Origin of the sequence: Mesorhizobium sp. BAC0120, from assembly GCF_033542235.1 — a bacterium.
In the GTDB taxonomy this organism is placed as follows: Bacteria; Pseudomonadota; Alphaproteobacteria; order Rhizobiales; family Rhizobiaceae; genus JAWRCU01.
The window spans coordinates 63,416-82,001 of record NZ_JAWRCU010000003.1; the positions used below are offsets into that span (position 1 = coordinate 63,416).

The window sequence follows — 18,586 nt, forward strand, 5'->3', positions numbered from 1 at the left end:
TCCCTGTACGAGAGGCTGAAGGTACCGAATTCTTTGGGAGGGACCAATACTGCCCGATGCTCCGTGAGCGATGTTGCGCAAAAAGAACTCCTTTTTGGCCGCTCCCGGAAGGGAGATTGAAGACAATCGAAAGAAGCGCTTTGCAGGCTGACTACTCCTTCCAAAGGCCCACGCTCCGCCGTTTGCGGGTGTTATTTTGCCATCGTCATTAGGCAGTATGTTAACTCAACTAAGTTCCCGTCCTTTTGGAGAAGTGGAACAATTAATAAATTTGTGCTTGATTCGGGATTTTGGGAGGCCTTTCTCAGGCCACGAGCCTAGAATGAGTAAGTTCCAATCCAATAAACACATTGTTTTGTTTTGTATGACACCTTTTGGTCAAGCCAGAATAGAATTGACACTTGAGAAGGCTTATTTTTGTCCGCGTAAGAAGGGTCGGGAAGCTGAGAAAGGCGGGAGCCGGAACACGGGGACGACGTTGACATTAAGCAAATATCTGATCGATAGCTGAGCGGTTCTCTGCATGTGGGCGGCTACCGAAAAATTTCTGCGATTTTTGCAGCAACCGCCTTTGGAACTCATTCCATCCGGCAAGGATATCGCGGATATCCGGTCCATCCCGATTTCAGAGCGTTTCTACCCGGCTGGAACCACGATCGCAGAAGAGGGGCGCCCAGGGCGGCCGCATCTGTTCATCTCTTCAGGATGGGCTCTCTCCTATAAATCCATGTCAAACGGTCAACGGCTTGTCGTGGATTTCGCGCAGCGGGGCGATCTCATCAGCAGCAGTCCGATCGCGGACAGGTCGGTGCGCTCCACCACCGACGTAACGGTGTTCGAGATAGAAGCCCAGAATCACCGGCCCTTGTCCGCTTATTCATCCTATCTCGCTCATGCGATGATGCGGCTGATGACGCGCAACCACAGTATTGCGACGGAACACCTCGCCAACGTGGCGCGTCGACGCCCGCTGGAGCGAACAGCGTTCTTGTTTCTGGAGACGTCCTACCGGCTGCAGCAGGCCGGCGACGGCACAGGCGACCGGTACGACTTTCCATTTACACAGGGAGATCTTGCCGACGCCCTTGGCCTGACCGCCATCCACACGAACAGGGTACTACGTGATCTGCGCGAGCAGGGCCTCATGAGCTTTCGCAACTGGACAGTCGAACTGCTCGACAGGCGAAACCTTCTTGAGATGACACTGTTCGATCCGGGCTACCTCGATCTGAGAGAGGATTTTGTCGGCTAAGCGAGCGGCCCGTGCCGATTGCGTGCGCGACGGATCTTCAATTTATAGTTGTAATACTTTCGGCTAAAATAACCATCTCCAAAATAATTGACAAATCGTTAATCGAGATTAGTGCGCATTTTCCACAATGGGCTAATATTCAATCTAGCTTAGACGGCGAATTGGGCGGCCGTCTAGGCGACGCCCCTGCCCCAATCGGCAGGGTTGCCTTCATAGGTTTGGGGGGGCTTCATCCCAGATCGTATGACAGTGGTAATGCGTCGACAGCGCGTATGCGCCTGGTGAGTGCAGCGTGCGTAATGCGTGACGAATGATGCGTATCGAGTAGTGAGTGAAATTAAGTCCGGGGGATAGGAAATGAAATCCGCGGTATGTTCAGGGAGTATGACCGATGGGGTTCTCGCAATTTCCCGAATTATGGAACAATTCAACTAGGACAGTGCAGCGCGCCAATCTCCCTCTGGTAGGGGAGGAGTTGGACAATCTGGAGGAGGTGCAGGAAATCTACGCAACTGAAAGCCCGATCGTCATCATCGACAAACGGGCGCTCGAGCGGGAATGTCTCGCTCGGAGTCTCCTGGAGCACAATCCGAAGTTCAACATCAAGGCGGTCGGTTCGCTCGAGGAGCTTCGCGACACGGACACCGAGGTGGACGTTTCAGCCGTCCTGGTGATCCTCGGAAGTAGAAAAATCACCGATCAGAGCGTTTCGGCTGAGGTGTCGCACCTAGTTACCGAGTTTGGCGACATCCCTGTCATCGTGGTAGCCGATTCCGACGACCCGAACCAGATCCTGACGGCCCTCGAATGTGGCGCCCGGGGCTACATCCCAACCAGCGTGAAGGTAAAGGTCGCAGCCGAGGCAATCGGCCTTGCCAGAGCGGGTGGGATATTTGTCCCTGCGAACGCGGTGCTCGCGCTTCGCGACGTCATTCACGCCACCGCAAACGGGGCGCGGCCGCTCAACGGCATGTTCACTACCCGCGAGGCGGCTGTGGTGGACGCGCTGAGGAAGGGCAAGGCGAACAAGATCATCGCCTACGAGCTCAACCTCTGCGAAAGCACGGTCAAGGTTCATATCCGCAACATCATGAAGAAGCTGCGGGCAACGAACCGGACTGAGGTCGCGTATAAGTTGCGGGATCTGATGGCCTAGCTAATCACGGCCATTCAAGATGCCGTATGCCAGCAGGGAAAACCGTGGGGGGTTACTGGCCGTGATCGGATCAGACATATCAAAGGCACAGGCAAATGTCGGCGCGCGCGAGCGGCAACGACCACTCGTGCGTCCCGCATCGTCAGGGCTTTGCCTGTTGCACTGCCTACGCCCATGGCAACGACGAAGCAATTCGTCAGGGTTCGAGGCACAAGGGCGGTTCCGAGGCCGCATTCCCGGCTGACGATGCCGCCATCATTTCCAAACGCGGGTCGGGCGAAAGCGGTTTCCAGCTCGATCTTACGAAGGATACCGGTGTAGGCACCATCGGCTTCAAGCTCACTACCAGCTCCGGCACGCATGCAATAGCAGGCGGCCGCGCTCCAACGCGGGTCTTAGTCTAAGTCCGAAGCAGGTGGTCCCCTGCGAGAATGCGCCGGACGGTTTCTGCGGCCCCCGTCCTCCAGTCCGGCAGTTCTATGCCGTAGCTATGGCGCAAGCGTCCGCAGTCGAGACGAGAATCGCGTGGCCGCCTCGCGCGGGTCGGGTACTCGGCTGTGCTTATCGGCTTCACCGTCGCCACAGGTCCACCTTCCGCACCGCTGACCTCGAAAACGAAACTCGCGAAATCGGCCCAACTGGTCCATCCTTGGGAAGATACATGAAAAATGCCAAGCAACCTGTCGTCGCGAGGGTTTCCCTCAAGCTTTCGAGCGATGCGGAGAATAGCATCCGCGAGATCAAGTGCGCCCGTCGGGCTGCCGATCTGGTCGGATATGACCCCGATTTCTGGCCTCGTTAGTGCCAGCCGCAGCATGGTGAGCACGAAATTCGGTCCGAACGGGCTGTGCACCCATGACGTGCGCAGAATGGCGTGTAGCGGGTTGATGACGACCGCCCGTTCGCCTTCGAGCTTGGTCGCCCCGTAAACCCCGAGAGGATTGGTTGGGTCTTCCTCCCGATAAGGTCGGGACATCTCCCCGTCGAAGACGTAGTCGGTCGAAAGTTGGAGTATCGGAACACCGAATTCGGCCGAGGCGGCGGCTACATAGCCAGCGCCAAGCGCGTTCGCTGCTTGGGCAGCCTCCCGGTCATCCTCGGCCTTGTCGACGGCGGTGTATGCGGCGGCGTTGACGACGAGATCCGGATGGACTGTCTTCAGGACGCGGCGGACCGACGGCTCGTCGGCCAGATCCAGATCCGGCCGGCCGACGGCCACTATTTCGATCCCGGACTGTGACGAGGCCAAGTGCTGGAGCGCCGAGCACAACTGGCCCTTGCGCCCGGTGACGGCAATGCGCATCAACCCACCTTCCCGAGCCGTTCACCGCTGTACCGCCTGTCGCGCAGAGGCCGCCACCAATCCTCATTTTCGATATACCAATGCACGGTCCTGCGAAGACCACTCTCAAAGGTTTCGCGCGGCCTCCACCCAAGCTCGGTCTCGATCTTGGTCGGATCGATGGCATAACGGCGGTCATGCCCGGGGCGGTCGACGACGAATGATACAAGGTGACGGCGCGGCCGGCCGGCAGGCAGTCTTGCGTGAGCGTCGAGGAGATCGCAGATTCCATAGACCACTTCCAAATTCGCCCGCTCGGCACGCCCGCCGATGAGATAAGTCTCGCCGGGGCGCCCTTCAGCCAGCACCATGCGCAGAGCGCGGGCGTGGTCCTCGACGTGCAGCCAGTCCCGCACATTTGCTCCGGTGCCATAGACGGGCAGCGGCTTGCCCTCCAGCGCATTGAGGATGGTGAGAGGGATCAGCTTCTCAGGAAAGTGGAAAGGCCCATAATTGTTGGAGCAATTCGTTACCAGCGTCGGCAAGCCGTAGGTATGCCACCAGGCCTTCACGAAATGGTCCGACGCCGCCTTCGAAGCTGAGTACGGGGAGGAGGGACGATAGGCTGTCCGCTCGTCGAACAAACTGCCATTGAAGGGTAGGTCGCCGAATACCTCGTCGGTCGAGACGTGCAGGAAGCGGAAGCGCTCGCGCTTCTGGCCGGTCAGGCCGGAATAGTAGACCCGCGTCGCTTCGAGCAGGCGGAAGGTGCCCGCCACGTTGGTTTCGACAAAGGAGGCAGGCCCGTCAATCGACCTGTCGACGTGACTTTCGGCAGCGAGATGCATGACGGCATCGACTTCATGCCTGCGCAGCAGCCCGAGGATAGCTCGGTCATCCGAGATATCGAGCTTATGGAAGAAATAGTTCGGGCTTTGCTCGATCGACTTCAGCGAGGCCAAGTTGCCGGCGTAGGTCAGCAGGTCGACATTCACAACTGTGTCGCCGCATTCCGATACCAGATGCCGGCAAACAGCCGAGCCGATGAAGCCAGCACCGCCTGTGACAAGCACCTTCACGCTGGTATCTCGCTCTGGTCGAAGACGAAGGGGTTTTCAGCCTCGCGAAACGATGGCGCGGCGCGATCCTTGTCGGAAAGGATGGGAAGCAGCCCCCCAAGCGGCCAGGCGATACCGAGTTCTGGATCATCGAAGCGCACGCCACGCTCGTGGGCCGGTGAATAGAAGGCCGAGACCTTATAGATCACCTCGGTATCCGGCTCGAGCGTCATATAGCCGTGCAGGAAACCTTTCGGTACGAGAAGCTGGTTCCAGCGCTCGGCCGAGAGCACGACGCCCACCCATTTGCCGTAGGCCGGTGAACCTTTCCGCGCATCGACAGCGACATCGAAGACACGCCCACGGGCTACGCGAACGAGTTTGTCCTGCGCCATCGGCGGGAGTTGGTAGTGGAGCGCACGAACCACGCCGGCCTGCCGCGACAGCACATGGTTGTCCTGCACCCAATCGAGGTTGAACCCAGCCTCCCGGAAACGGGCGGCGTTGAATACTTCCGAGAAGAACCCGCGGTCATCGCCGAACCTGCCCGGCACGATCTCGACGACTTCGGGCAGTGCTGTGCGGCGAACCTCCATGATCCAGCTTCCACCGATTTCGGCTGCATGCCCTCGCAGTTGTGCTGCGATGCCGCCTTACCGAGCGCCTCGGCAATGCAAGCACTTGATCGGCGAGAAATAGCAGAGTTCCTGTCGGACGCACAGGATCGCGGCCTACCACATTCAGACATGGGCACTGGCCGCCGCCGCAGCAGCCAGTACTCCTAAGGAATCGCAGATGCGCGATTTCGTCGGCCAGGAGACTTTCTAATCTTCCCTGAATGCTCGTTCGGCCTGATCCATCAGCGGCTTCAGCAAATAGGACATCGCCGTCCGTGCCGATGTCTTGATGAATACCTCGGCGGGCATGCCAGGCACCAACTTGGAAGATCCCAGCTTCGCCAAATCCCCAGGCTTGGGGGCAAGACGAACCGTATAGTAGCTGACGCCCGTTCGCTGATCCTGCGTGAGATCGGCGGAAACCATGTTCACCGAACCCTCGACTTCCGGTGTGGTTTTCTGATTGAAAGCAGGAAATCGCATCGTCGCAATTTGGCCGGCATAGATCTGATCGATGTCGCGCGTCGCGATCTTGGCCTCGATCGTAAGCGCATCCGCGTCCGGCACGATCAGCATGATCTGCTCGCCCGGCGCAATCACGCCGCCGACCGTGTGCACCGACAACTCATGAACACGGCCGCTCTGGGGTGCTCGAATGTCGATCCGATTAAGCTGGTCCACGGCGGCCGTCTTTTGTTCAGACAGCTCGGAAAGCTTGGATCGCGTTTCGATCAAATCCTTGCCGACCTCCGCTCTCAGATCCTGGTCGATCTGTATGATCTGAAGCTGGGTTTCCGAAATCTTGCCTTTGGATTGGGCGATCGTTGCCATCAGTTGGCCGCGCTCGCCTTCGAGACGAGCCGCTTCGCGTTCCAAGGACGTCAGCCGTTCAATCGATATGAGATTCTTCTGCCACAGGGCGCGAACTCCCTCGAGTTCCTTGTGGATCAGGTCCGTTTCCTTTTGCTTGGCGTCGATCTGTCCCGTGTAGCCCTTGATTTCATCCTGCAGTTGCGTGACCCGCTCGCTCAATTGGGCCTTTTGGCCGGTCCTCGCTTCCTGACGCAACTTGAATAGAGCCCTTTCCGCGGTGATCGCATGTGCTGCCTCGGAGGCGTCGTCATGGCTACGCTCGATCAATGCCGCCGGAAACACGATCTGTTCGGCACTGTCACGCTCCGCTTCGAGGCGAGCCTCACGCGCGAGCAGCTCATCTAGGCTCTGGGTAATAATTGTGGCGTTGGCCCGCGTCTGCGTCTCGTCAAGCCGAATCAGGATATCTCCGGCATTGACGTGATCGCCCTCCCGGACGCGCAGCTCTCCGACGATCCCGCCCGTGGCATGCTGGACCTTCTTGACACTGGAGTCGACGACGACGACGCCCTCCCCGATTACGGCGCCGGACAGCTGCGAAGTCGCCGCCCAACCGCCGATCCCGAACGTCGCGACGGCGAAGATGACCATGCCGGCGATCATGTAGCGCTGGATAGATCGCAGCGCCGGGGGTATCAGTTCACGTGCCATTGCGTGCCTCCCTTGCCCTCGGCAACTACCCTCAGCGGTACAGCTGGCTGCAAGACCTTCGGCAGCACCTCGTCTCTTGGCCCGAACGATTGCATATTGCCATCTCCGACGACCAGAACGTGACTGACACCTTCAAGTGCCTTTGGGCGATGGGCGATCACGACGGCAATGCCGCCACGACGGCGAACGTTCATAATCGCTTCCGTCATCGCTTGCTCGCCCTCGGAATCCAGGTTCGATGTCGGCTCATCGAGAACGACCAGGAACGGATTCCCGTAGAATGCCCGGGCCAGACCGATGCGCTGGCGTTGGCCGGCCGACAACGCCATCCCGCCCTCGCCTACGCGCGTTTGGTAGCCATCGGGCAGCGAGAGAATGAGATCGTGCACGCCTGCGGCCTTCGCAGCGTCCAGGATCGCCGCTGCGGTCGCATTGGCATCAAGACGAGCGATATTGAGCGCGATGGTGCCGTCGAACAATTCGATGGTCTGAGGCAGATAGCCAATGTGCCTGCCGAGCGACTCGGAAGACCAATGTTCGAGCACGGCATTGTCGAGCTTGATTTTGCCCCGCACATGCGGCCAGACTCCGACCAACGCCCTCGCAAGAGTGGATTTCCCGGCACCGCTCGGGCCGATCACACCGATTGCATCGCCGCTTTGCACCGAGAACGAGACGTTGGACAGCAGCGGTTTTTCGGAACCCGGGGCTGCGACGTAGAGGCTCTCGACCTCCAGCGCGCTGGTTGGCTGGGGCAATTCGAGCGGTTCCTCCTCACCGGGCAGCAGCTTGAGCAACTGATCCAGACGAGCGCTGGATTGGCGCGCTGAGATGAAGCCCTTCCAGTTGGCAATCGCGATTTCCACGGGGGCGAGCGCCCGAGCTGTAAGAATTGAGCCCGCGATAATTATACCGGCAGTCGCTTGCTGGTTGATGACCAGATAAGCACCGACTGCAAGAACCAGCGATTGGAGAAGCGAGCGGAAGAATTTCGAGAATCCACCAAGCCCGCTGGCAATATCGCTCGATCTTTCGCTGGCCGCGAGATATTTCTCGTTGACGTCCTGCCAGCGCAATGCTGCCTGACGCCTCATGCCCATAGCCTGCAGGACCTCTGCGTTACGCCTTCCCTCCACGGCCAGCGCATTGCGCAAGACAGTGTGCCTTGAAGATGCCTTGGCTGGTCCTCGGGTCCGTGCCTCCGTGAGAACTGTCAGTCCCACAAGAACGACACCGCCTGCCAAGGCGGTCATGCCGATCCAGAAATGGAAAAGAAAGCAGATGCCCAGATAGATTGGCATCCACGGCAGATCGAACAGCGCAGTCGGGCCACCACTGGAAAGGAAATTGCGCACTTGATCAAGATCGCGCAGCGGCTGCAGGCCATCACCGTCGCCGCGCGTCCTCAAAGGCAGCCTGACCAGCGCGTCGTAGACTCGCAGCCCCAGCCTTTCGTCGAGATAGCGGCCGATACGCACGCTGATCCGATTCCTGACCAGATCGAGTCCACCCTGTAGCAGGTACAGCATCGTCGTAAGGACCAAGAGTGCGACCAGCGTCGGAATGCTGCGCCCCGGCAAGACGCGATCGTACACCTGAAGCATGAAGAACGAGCCATTCAGCATCAGAAGATTGCTGAGGCCGCTGAACAGCGCGAGAGCCCAGAAGATCCGGCGACAAGACACTAGAAATGTCGAGATTTCCGAGCGGTGCTCCTCGTATTTCGCATTCGACCAGCCGTGGCCGGAGAATAGCCGGCGGCCGCGGGTTTGCGCGGCCTGACCGACAACGGCTTTCGAAGGCTTGATCTCATTGAGATTTGCAGCCGGCGCAATTTCTCGCCGCCGCTTAAACATAGCCATGGCGTTGTCCCCACCAGATTCTTGCGTCGAGAGGCGCGATCGTGAGATCGCGCCTCATGGCTTCAGAAGCCGGCTTTACGCGAAGTGGAAGTCGTGGCTGTCCAGACTGCTCAGCTTGACGTTCTTCAGAGTAAGCGTGTCTGAACCCGCGGAGATGACGGTGTCCTCGCCAACCTGGCTCGCGTGACTAAGGACACTCGCAAAGCTGTCGAACACGCTCTTGCTGAACTGCAATGTATCATGATGCGTTCCGGTTGCGGTGAAGTCCTTGATGACGTCCTTACCGAAGTTCGCAGCAAATACGAATGTGTCATCACCACCCTTTCCCAAGAACAGATCGTTGCCCTTGGTGCCGGTAATCGTGTCGTTTTTAGTCGACCCGACTATCGCCGCCCCCGAGCTTTCAGAAACGACCTTCCCCGAGCTGTCGACCTCCTTGACCGTAAGGGTGTGGACGCCGTTGTTCGACAGGGACTTGGCAAAAGTCCAAGATCCATCAGACCCCGCCTTGACCGAACCCTGATAGATCGAGCCGTCGTAGAACTTAACGATATGGCCGGGGTCGGACGTGCCGGTGACCTTGACGGCGCCGCCCGCCGTAGCCTGCCAGAGACCCGTGATATCGAAGCCGGAGTGGCCCGGATCGGTAGGCGCCGGATCGGTAGGCGTCGGATCGGTAGGCGTCGGGTTCGTAGTTGTCCCGTCAGCAATTTTTACCGTCGCCGCCGAGGAAGCCGCGCTGGTGTTGCCGGCGGCATCAGTCGCAGTGGCCGTAAAACTGTGGCTGCCGACGGACAACGCCTTGGTGGTAAAGCTCCAGGCGCCGCTGGCGTTGACAGTTGCAGTGCCGATCTTGGTCGTGCCGTCAAAGACCGCCACGGTGCTGTTGGCTTCAGCAGTGCCGGTCAGTGCTTCGACATGCGTTTTCGCCAGGTCGGCCGCGGAAGTCGATGCCACGACCTTCGGAGCCGAGGGTGCCACGGTATCGACCTTTACCAGTAGCGGCGCCGATGTTTCGGTTGTCGCCGAGGTGCTCGTGCCTGCATTTGCCGACGGCGCGCTGCCGCCGAGAATTGAGGCGCCGGTAGCCGTGACGTTGCCGCTGTAGGTCTGCGCTGCTTCTGCTGTGCCGGCAACATAGCCGAAAACGTGCCCGCCGAAGACATTGTTCGTAACGTCAGAGCCGGTCGTTGCGCCCTCGAAATAGACACTATACCCGCCGCCGTTAAGCCGATTGTCGCTGATGTCGATGTTGGTCGCGCCCGACATCGTGATGCAGGAATTAGCACCGCTGTCGCCGTTGGGGTTGTCGTGAGGTGCCAGATCGAAGTTGTTATGAACGATCCGGTTGTTCGAAACGCCACTGCCACCGGGGATTTGCAGTCCATCGGTATGTGGATCTGTTTTCGGATCATAAGGAATGGAGTCGTGCAAATAGTTGTCCTTGATCAGAGAATTGCTCGACTCCAACCAGATTCCATTCTCAAATCCCTTGATATCATTGCGCTCTACCGTTATGCGGTCAGCACCAACGATAGAAATACCGGTCGCCCCGGGTTTGTTGTAACCAACGATGTCACTATCTTGGATAGTGGTGCCGTCGGCGCCGTTGTTTACTATGATACTCTTCGCCTCACAATTCTTTACTATTACGTTAGGATTGTTGACGATGATGTCGCCCTGGACCTTGAGCCCATCAATGACCTGTCCGGCATAGCTTGAAGTAAAGCTGCCACTGACGTCGGTGAGCACCTTCCCTGCCGGTACACCAGTTGTTGATGCGTCGGGAAATCCGGAAGGCGTGCTGCCAGTGCCGCCACCGCTCACAGTGGTTGCCGCCGTGAAGCTGTGCGCGCCATCCGACAACTTGGCGGTTGTGAAGTTCCATGCCCCACTAGAGTTCGCAGTCACATTGCCCAGCAAGGTCGTGCCGTCATACACTTTGACCGCGCTGTTGGCCGCAGCCGTGCCGGTCAGTGTGAGGGTGCTCTTGTTTGTGATGCCGTCGCCGACGGTCGCACTGTCGGGCGAAAACGAAGTGATCGACGGGGGATTTGCCATGTGGCTACCTCTCTCTTTCATGCTTTGTTTTTTCCCCGCCCTTTTTTTCGTGGGCACGCTCGATGAGGAAACCAGTGTCTACCTCTAAAGGCGTAGTCCCGTTGCCCGCCCCTCACTAACGAGCGGTTGTTTCAGCCCGCAACTCACAAGAAATAACCAACTATAACAGTTGACTATCACAACTTCGCCCAGAAATATGGCTGCCGTAAGGTTAGACTGCCTCGATCAAGCACTAGTCGCGCAGGCTTATCGCAGACGGACCTTTAGACTGATTTCTCTGATACTGGGGACAACCTTTCCGCGAAAAGCCCATGCCCTAGGTAAATCTGTTTCGCAAGTCGGCTGTAGAGCTGGCGGCGATTCAGGCGCATGCTAGCCGACGGGAGGGGACGCTCGCCCGCGAGTTGGATGAGCGGGACGCAGGATCCGGATCGCAGGGCGCAGCGTTTTGCGGACGCAAGCGCAGGTCCAGTCGGCCTGCGGGTGCACGCCCGGAATAGACCCCAAGGGAGATTGCCGGGCTAGAGCGTCGGGCCGAAAAGTGGATAGCGATTTTCGCCTAAAAACGATGCATAAACAAAGGACTCGAGCGGTCTAGCGATGCAGTTGAACGCACGCCGCCCTAACCTTGTGGTTCGCTCCTCGCGTCGGCTGGCTGCACAGTCCACGAACACCTCAGGACGTATTCGGCTGCGGATGACCATGGTCAGCCCGCGCGGACGAGGGGTGCTACGGCGATCCAGCCGGAGCCAAACAGGTAACTCAGGCGCACTAGGGCATTCCGGCCATCGAAGCAGGCTTACGCTAATCCAACGGCCGCGACGGATGGCTGCGCCTGTCCCCATTTACCGGTGCGACCGGTACCCCTCGTGCGGCAATGCTGGACGGGGGAAGGGTTGATGGCGAAATCGTGATTCTGGGCGGAACTTGGTTAACAAGCCATTCACATCCGAATGAGCGATTTATTTATCCACAACCCGGGCGGAGCGTAGGTGCTGGCATAGTGAACCGCCAAGTTGCGATTTTTGCCGACCGGCAGGCAGAGCTGGGCGCAAGTCGAGGTTGCACCTCGACCGCGGAACTGACTTCAGCTGGGGCCATCATGCCAACGCTTGAATTGCTGCAGGGCCTTCCGGATCGCCTTCAACTCAGATTGCTGCCGCCTGAACTTGCGTTCAAGCTCAGCTATCCGTCGATGAGCATTGGCCTGCATTGCTTCCGCAGCACCGCCCCCCGACCTTTCCTGCTTGGCTGGCGCGGGAGGGCGGCCCGGCCCGCGAAGCGCTGGCGGCCCACCGGCCAGAAAATTCGCGCGCCATTTGTAGAGGTCCTTGCGCAGAACGTTCAATTCAGCGGAAAGGGCAGTAATACTCTCGCCGGCGAGCATGCGAATGACCGCCGCAACCTTTTCCTCGCGACTAAATTTGCGCGCCTTTTTAGGCATAGTTTCTCCGAGAGAGCCCCAATTTATCTCCGCGCTGGAGACTGGGTTCCACTTGGCTCCTTGCGCACTTCAGGCGCTATTTCGGTGCAATGAAATCGCGCGTTCCTGTGCTTTTTCGGCAGCCCGATCCCTCATCTTGAGGCCGGACGATCGACAGCTCAGCTACGCTTTTAGCATTAAGGAGCCGAGGCGGTGGCGCCTCCCTCGCATTCGTGGAGACAGGTCCAGGAGACGGAGGCGATCTTCCATCGACGGGAAGCGGCCTGCCCATGGCATCGCGCATGCGTGCCAAGGATGGCAAGGCACGTGGTGATATCCCGTGGCGCGAAGCCTGAGCAGGCTGACCACTGTCCTGAGCGCCGATGGCACCCGCAACGTGCCGACCGCCGTTAGGCCAATAAGCAACACAAGAAGCGTCCGCCTGTAGAAAGCGTCATGCGCGCATGGCCGACGGGACGGCGCCGCGTGTCAGCCAGTTAACGGTGCTTCCTTTGCCGCAGCACCACAACCCCAACCAATGCGATCAGAACCGGCCACGCAGCGCAAAGGAGAAGCCCGATTGCACGCCAGACGGGACCGCCTTCTTTTGAGGTACGACCCTCCTCATATGTGCGAGCAGCGAACAGGCAGGCGATCAAGACGTAGAAAGAACCCGCCATCGATATCCAGTCAAAATTGGCTGACTTCAGAAACATTGGAACAACTCTGCCCTTTCTCTCAGGGGGCATAGATGTATCCAAGTTGAAAGCAGTTCCTTGCAGTGCGCAATACATCAAAAATGTGTAAGCCGCGATGCTCTTGGACCGAATGACGGGGTTTCCATCCCACAGCCTCGGCGTCCGCCAGGCGGCTGTTTTGAGCCCACCAGCGCCTCGTCAAGGAACACCGCCTACGCCGAATGCATGTCTCGCCGGCGATACGCGTCGAAGCTAGGCTCGGCTGCATGATTTGTCGGGGCGCAATCTATTCCGCGGGCGAGCAGCATCCAGCAAGACGCCGATCAGAGCGAGTAAATTCATCTGCGATCTTTTGCCGTTGTCCAGCAATGAATCGGCAACCGCATCGGCGGATGCGTCCCGGCAACGTGACCGTCAACCGCGGAGTCCCGCCATGCTCGTGAAAGACAGCACGCCATGAATCGCAAAGGCATCGTGCTTGCAGGGGGGGCGGGCACGCGCCTGCATCCCGCAACCTTGGCAGTCTCCAAGCAGCTTCTACCGGTCTACGACAAGCCGATGATCTACTACCCGCTCACGACGCTGATGCTGGGCCGCATGCGCGAAATCCTGATCATCTCGACGCCGGACGACACACCACGTTTCCGCCAGCTGCTGGGCGACGGCAGCCAATGGGGTATCAAGATCGACTACGCCATACAGCCTCGTCCAGAAGGACTCGCCCAGGCCTTCCTGATAGGCGCTGACTTCGTCGGACGGGATCCGTGCGCCCTGGTGCTGGGCGACAACATATTCTTCGGCCATACGCTGACCAGTCTGTTGGCGCGCGCCGGCGAGCGGGACACCGGTGCAACGGTATTCGCCTACCGCGTCCAGGACCCGCAGCGATATGGCGTGGCCGAGTTTGATCGCGTGGGCAACGTCCTCTCGATCGAAGAGAAGCCCCAGACACCGAAGTCCAGCTTTGCGGTCACCGGCCTCTATTATTACGACTCGAAAGTGATCGATTTCGCCCGTTCGGTTACCCCATCCGCGCGAGGCGAACTGGAGATTACCGATCTGAACCAGAAGTATCTTGAATTGGGTCAGCTCCAGGTCGAGCTGATGGGGCGCGGATATGCATGGCTCGACATGGGAACCCACGACTCTCTGCTGGAAGCTGGGCAGTTCATTGCAACGATAGAGAAGCGTCAAGGTCAAAAGATCGCATCGCCCGAGGAGATCGCGTGGCGTAATGGCTGGATCGATACCGATCACCTGCTTTCGCTGGCAAAGCCGCTGGCCAAGACCGGCTACGGGACCTACCTCATGCAACTGCCGTCCCAACACGAATAATGCCAACCGGCCACCGATCGTGTCTGCTGCATTTCAGTAGTATCCGTGGCTTTCTCCGTGCCAGCATTTGTTCAGCACCATTCCGAGAAGATTCGTCTCGCTTGCAAGTTCCTGCTCGCACCGGCGAACTTGCGCGATGCTGGTTAGCCCAGCCCCTATCACAAGGAGCGTACAATCGACATTGGGCAGGAAAGCCAGCACGTCGTCGCAGCCGAGGACCGGCGGCAGGTCGAGCAGGACGACGTTGGCACCCAGCCGCTCGCGCACCTCAACCATGGCCGCACGAGCAGACTGGCTCTGGAGCAGCTCAGCTGGAAATTTGACCCCGTGCCTGCCGGCGCTCACCGCAAGGTTGTCGCCATAGCGCACAAAAGCGCCCTCTATCGGGCTTTGGCCTTCAAGGAAATCGGCAGTCGGGCGGGCCATTTCCGGGCCGAGAATCGCGCTGATCTGTGGTCGGCGAAAATCCAGGTCCAGGAGCGCAACCCGGCAATTCTCCAGCTTCGCCATGGAGAAGGCCAGGTTGACGGCAAGGACGGACTTTCCACACCCCGGCTCAGGCGAAGTGACCGCAACCGTCGTCCAATTGTTCAGCTTGAGCGATTTCAAGACTTTGGTGCGCAAGACGTCAAAACTGGCATATGCAGGTTCCGACTGAGCAAATGCGACTATGCGGCCGCGGCGAGCCTGGGATTGATCTAGCTCGGCGCGCTCCAACGCAGCCCAGAGCTGATCAGCCGATGTTGCAGGCGGCGCAGCAGCGCCTTCAATGGAAGGCGTCGGCGCTGGCCGCAGGTTCAGCTGCTTCGTAATGCGAGCTTCCATCGAGTTGTTGAAATTCACTTCTTTGTAGAACTGATCCCGAACAGATTCGATATCCACTTCGGTCTGTTCGACTGGTTTGGCTTCTATCTGTGCGCTCATGTTTCCATTTCTTACATTTCTTTGCCTGCTCTGTTCTCAGTGGGGATTGAATTCGCGGCTGTCCCGATCGGAGGCGTCAAATACTTGCTTATGAGCAGAAAGCCGGGGATCATAGCCAGCAAAACGAGAACGAGAGAGGCTGCCCTGATCCTTCGCCTGACCATTTCGCCGCTCGTCAAAATGTACGGTATCGTCGCGAAAGGTTGTCCGTCGAACGCGAAGGCGAGGTCGGCGGGCCGCCGTATGCTCGGAGACCAGAACTCCACCAGAACGACGAGACCGAATCCGAGGCCGATTCCCGCCGCCAAACTGCCTAGGGCAATGAGTCGGCGCCGGGACTTAAAAGGCTTTCGCGGCGGCGCGGCCGACTCTATGAGGGAGAACTTTTGACCGACCTGTTCCGTTTCGATGCGCTGCTTTGTTGATGCCTCGGCGAGCCTGGAGGTCGCTTCGGTGTACTGCGCTTGCGTGGTCTCGTAAGTCCGCTGCAGCGCGCCCAGCACCGTTGAATTCATTTCCGTGTCCGCGGTCGACCGGGCCAGATCGGCCAGCGTGCGTTTAACCGCCTCCTTCTCCTGCGCGATGAATTCAAGTTGGCCGTTCATATCTGCAAACTGCATGCGAAGTTCGGGGGAGACGTCTTTGCGTTGCGAGATATCCACCGGCGCTGCGCGTTGTTGTGCGAGCCGCTTCTCGATTGCCTCTATGCGCGAGTGAAGCATTTGGAGATTTGGACTGTCCTCACTGAATATCCCCTGCTGCTCTCCCAAAAGCCGCTGAAGATCGGCAAGCGTAAGTTCGTCGGGCGTCGGCGCGCGGCCCGTCGTCGGAGCGGCCGATAGCTGTGGAGCGGTCAAAATCTGTTCAAGTGCCGAACGCCTCTGCTGGAGCGAAACTTCTTCCCGCTGCAGCTGCCGAAGCCGTTCGTCATACGTGGTTTGCTGCATGCGACGAAACTCGAGGCTGTCAGGCAGCGCGTCCTCGTGTTCCCGCTTGAAGCGCAGAACTGCGTCCTGCGCTTCGTTGAGCGCGGCTCCGAGACGGGCCACCTCGCGCCTGAAGAACTCAAGTGCATTGCCCGCCCTCGCCTTGCGCTGGCGCTCGTTCGTTTCGAGGATCGCGTTCGCGTAGGCATTGGCAACATCTGCCGAGAGAACGGGATCGCTTGCCTCGAACGAGATCGCAAAGGCGACTGCGCCGTTGCTACCGCCCAGATTGCTGAACTCGACCGGCTCTACTTTGGTCCTCGCACGCATGTCGTCGGCAATTTCATCGGCCGACAAGTCGGCCGCAGGATAAATCGAAAATTTCTCGGCCATGGCAACCAGGCTCGCCGTGGTGGTGAGCTGTTGTTCTAACACCTGCAGTTGTTGAATGGGGTCGGCAGGCACCGCGGGCCGGTCGGGGTTCGCCGAGACGCTGGGCGATTCGACCAATATCTTCGCGACCGCCACATATACGGGCGGCAGGTAGAACGCGACCAGGGAGCCGGCGAGAGTAACTGCCACAACAGGAAGAAGAAAGTAGTGCAGCCGCCGGAGGAATACCGAAAAATAGAAGCGGACGTCTTGGCTGTCCATGACACCGACTCGCTCGCCACCGCGAAGACCTAACCGTTCTGCCCACCGGTGTGCATGCTCTGCCAGACTGGCGGGTCGATGCCCCGAGCACGAATCCGCTGCAGGCGAAGTCAAACTCGCTTGGAGAGTATCGAGAAGAAAGGGCTTCGTATGGTCGAGGTGATGCGCTCGGCCTCCCGCTTCCGATCTAGGGGCATCATTCTTTTGGACATCGCATTCCGCTCCGATTCCCGCGTTCACCCTGCTCTGTCGGAAACATACCCTGAACGCTGATTCATGAGGCGCAGCCGGGTAAGCGGCCGCGACGGGAGCAAGGAATGCGTGTAGGAATTCCAGGATTTTTCGATCGCCAGGGGAGATTGACGGCAGCCGCTCTGATCTGCGCGGTGTGCTCGCCCTTAGGAACGCCGGCGCACGCAGATGAATACCGCCTTGCCGCGAACACGAAAATCCAAGTCGCGATTGTTCAGTGGAATCCCTCGAAGGGCGAATACCAGCGATGGGAAGCCTTAGGCGGTACCTTCGTTGTGTCCCCGCAGGGCACGCTCGGGCTTCCCGTGATCGGCTCGCTGCATGTGAGCGACATGACAGGGACCGACGTTGCCGCCCGTATCGCGAGCGCATTGCGGGAAAAGATGCGGCTTCTTGCGGCTCCGGAAGTTACCGTGGAAATCGCCGAATATCCGCCGATCTACGTGGTTGGTGCGGTAACCACGCCCGGTGCCTATCCGTTCAGACCGGGACTGACCGCCCTACAGGCGCTGGCCATCGCCGGCGGCCGCTACCGACCACCCGCGGCTACACTGCGGCCGGACACGATCACGCTCCGCGGCGAGCTTGCAACAATCCGGAATGACAAATTGCGGTTGCTGGGCCGCATGGCAAGGCTCCAGGCCGAGATTGCCGGGGACACTGAGATCCACTTCCCGCCCGAACTCACGACGGATGGCAACGGCAAACTCGCCGAGGAGGTCGTCGCACTCGAACGTTCCCTGTTCGCCGCCAGGGCTAACGAGACCAACCGGCAGTTGACGTCACTGGCCGAACTCCGCGACATGTACAAAAATGAAATACAAATGCTGGACGTCCAGAGCAAGGACTCAATCGATGAGATCGCGCAAACTCAGAAAGAGGTCGCTTCAATCTCCAAGTTGGTCGAGCAAGGCATCACTCCGGCATCTCGATGGTCGGAACTGAGGCGCATGCTCGCACAGATGAGAGCCGCTCATAGCCAGGACAACATCGCAACGATGAGGGCGCACCAGAGCCTGAGCGACGCAACACGCCAGGAGTTCGGCATTCACGACAATCGGCAAACTGAGATTGCGACACAACTGCGGGACTCGCAGGGCGATCTCGCGCGGCTGAACTCGCGCGAAGAGACGCTTCGGCATCTGCTGCTGAGTGACAGCACCGGGAATCTAAAGGCTGCGGATGGCAGTTCCGAACTGAGATTTGCTGTTGTCCGGCAAGGTCAATCGGGGTCCGCGGAGTTGCCGGCATCCGAGTCCACTCCGCTTATGCCTGGAGACGTGCTGAAGGTCGAAACAGAAATGCCGAAAGACAAGGCGCCTGACGCGATGGGCTCCGCAACACCTGCCGACGTCTCTGCAACCGATGCCGGACAATAGTGGGCAACTGAAGCAATAGCGCTGCTAGAATTTGGAAGATCGCGCGTCACCCCGCAACGCAGACGCGATGGCGGCCGCCGGACCTGGGCGACCGTCGCTCAGCTCACCCAGATCTTCAGCATCTGTCCCTGTCCCCAACTCCCGCTATCTTGGCGTTAGGGTTCGACGGGCCCCTTCTACCCG

General features: G+C 59.1%; 13 protein-coding genes. 4 read left to right on the plus strand and 9 right to left on the minus strand.

Annotated features, from left to right (window positions below):
* The first annotated feature begins 523 nt into the window (after window positions 1–523).
* Window positions 524–1,252: a Crp/Fnr family transcriptional regulator gene (locus SAZ10_RS07220; RefSeq protein ID WP_318608534.1), complete on the plus strand. Its 729-nt coding sequence runs from the start codon at window positions 524–526 to the stop codon at window positions 1,250–1,252.
* Between the two features lie 475 nt (window positions 1,253–1,727).
* The gene (locus SAZ10_RS07225) at window positions 1,728–2,408 is read left to right on the plus strand and encodes a response regulator transcription factor (RefSeq protein ID WP_318608535.1); all 681 of its coding nucleotides are present in this window, start codon (window positions 1,728–1,730) and stop codon (window positions 2,406–2,408) included.
* A 400-nt stretch (window positions 2,409–2,808) separates the two neighbouring features.
* Here the strand turns inward: SAZ10_RS07225 and rfbD are convergent, their stop codons facing one another.
* The 7 genes from rfbD to SAZ10_RS07260 form a co-directional block, all read right to left on the minus strand.
* A complete protein-coding gene (rfbD, locus tag SAZ10_RS07230; RefSeq protein WP_318608536.1) occupies window positions 2,809–3,711 on the minus strand; it encodes a dTDP-4-dehydrorhamnose reductase in 903 nt (300 codons plus the stop codon).
* Window positions 3,711–4,769: a dTDP-glucose 4,6-dehydratase gene (gene rfbB, locus SAZ10_RS07235; protein ID WP_318608537.1), complete on the minus strand. Its 1,059-nt coding sequence runs from the start codon at window positions 4,767–4,769 to the stop codon at window positions 3,711–3,713. Before rfbB ends, rfbD begins: the two co-directional genes overlap by 1 nt.
* Window positions 4,766–5,344 carry a dTDP-4-dehydrorhamnose 3,5-epimerase gene (gene rfbC / locus SAZ10_RS07240; protein ID WP_318608538.1) on the minus strand — a complete coding sequence of 193 codons (579 nt, stop codon included), beginning with the start codon at window positions 5,342–5,344 and terminating at the stop codon, window positions 4,766–4,768. Before rfbC ends, rfbB begins: the two co-directional genes overlap by 4 nt.
* 228 nt (window positions 5,345–5,572) lie before the next feature.
* Entirely contained in the window at window positions 5,573–6,889 is a 1,317-nt protein-coding gene (locus SAZ10_RS07245; protein ID WP_318608539.1) for an HlyD family type I secretion periplasmic adaptor subunit, read from the minus strand.
* A complete protein-coding gene (locus SAZ10_RS07250) occupies window positions 6,874–8,751 on the minus strand; it encodes a type I secretion system permease/ATPase (protein ID WP_318608540.1) in 1,878 nt (625 codons plus the stop codon). Before SAZ10_RS07250 ends, SAZ10_RS07245 begins: the two co-directional genes overlap by 16 nt.
* A 75-nt stretch (window positions 8,752–8,826) precedes the next feature.
* The gene (locus SAZ10_RS07255; protein ID WP_318608541.1) at window positions 8,827–10,812 is read right to left on the minus strand and encodes an Ig-like domain-containing protein; all 1,986 of its coding nucleotides are present in this window, start codon (window positions 10,810–10,812) and stop codon (window positions 8,827–8,829) included.
* 1,087 nt (window positions 10,813–11,899) lie between these two features.
* Complete coding sequence (locus SAZ10_RS07260; RefSeq protein ID WP_318608542.1) at window positions 11,900–12,256, minus strand: transposase; 357 nt, start codon at window positions 12,254–12,256, stop codon at window positions 11,900–11,902.
* A gap of 1,133 nt (window positions 12,257–13,389) precedes the next feature.
* Here SAZ10_RS07260 and rfbA point away from each other — a divergent pair.
* The gene (gene rfbA / locus SAZ10_RS07265) at window positions 13,390–14,268 is read left to right on the plus strand and encodes a glucose-1-phosphate thymidylyltransferase RfbA (protein ID WP_318608543.1); all 879 of its coding nucleotides are present in this window, start codon (window positions 13,390–13,392) and stop codon (window positions 14,266–14,268) included.
* A gap of 33 nt (window positions 14,269–14,301) precedes the next feature.
* Here rfbA and SAZ10_RS07270 read toward each other — a convergent pair whose 3' ends face one another.
* Complete coding sequence (locus SAZ10_RS07270) at window positions 14,302–15,192, minus strand: CpsD/CapB family tyrosine-protein kinase (protein ID WP_318608544.1); 891 nt, start codon at window positions 15,190–15,192, stop codon at window positions 14,302–14,304.
* An 11-nt stretch (window positions 15,193–15,203) separates the two neighbouring features.
* The gene (locus SAZ10_RS07275; protein WP_318608545.1) at window positions 15,204–16,772 is read right to left on the minus strand and encodes a hypothetical protein; all 1,569 of its coding nucleotides are present in this window, start codon (window positions 16,770–16,772) and stop codon (window positions 15,204–15,206) included.
* A gap of 317 nt (window positions 16,773–17,089) precedes the next feature.
* Here SAZ10_RS07275 and SAZ10_RS07280 point away from each other — a divergent pair, with 317 nt between their 5' ends.
* A complete protein-coding gene (locus SAZ10_RS07280) occupies window positions 17,090–18,403 on the plus strand; it encodes a polysaccharide biosynthesis/export family protein (RefSeq protein WP_318608546.1) in 1,314 nt (437 codons plus the stop codon).
* Window positions 18,404–18,586 lie beyond the last annotated feature (183 nt).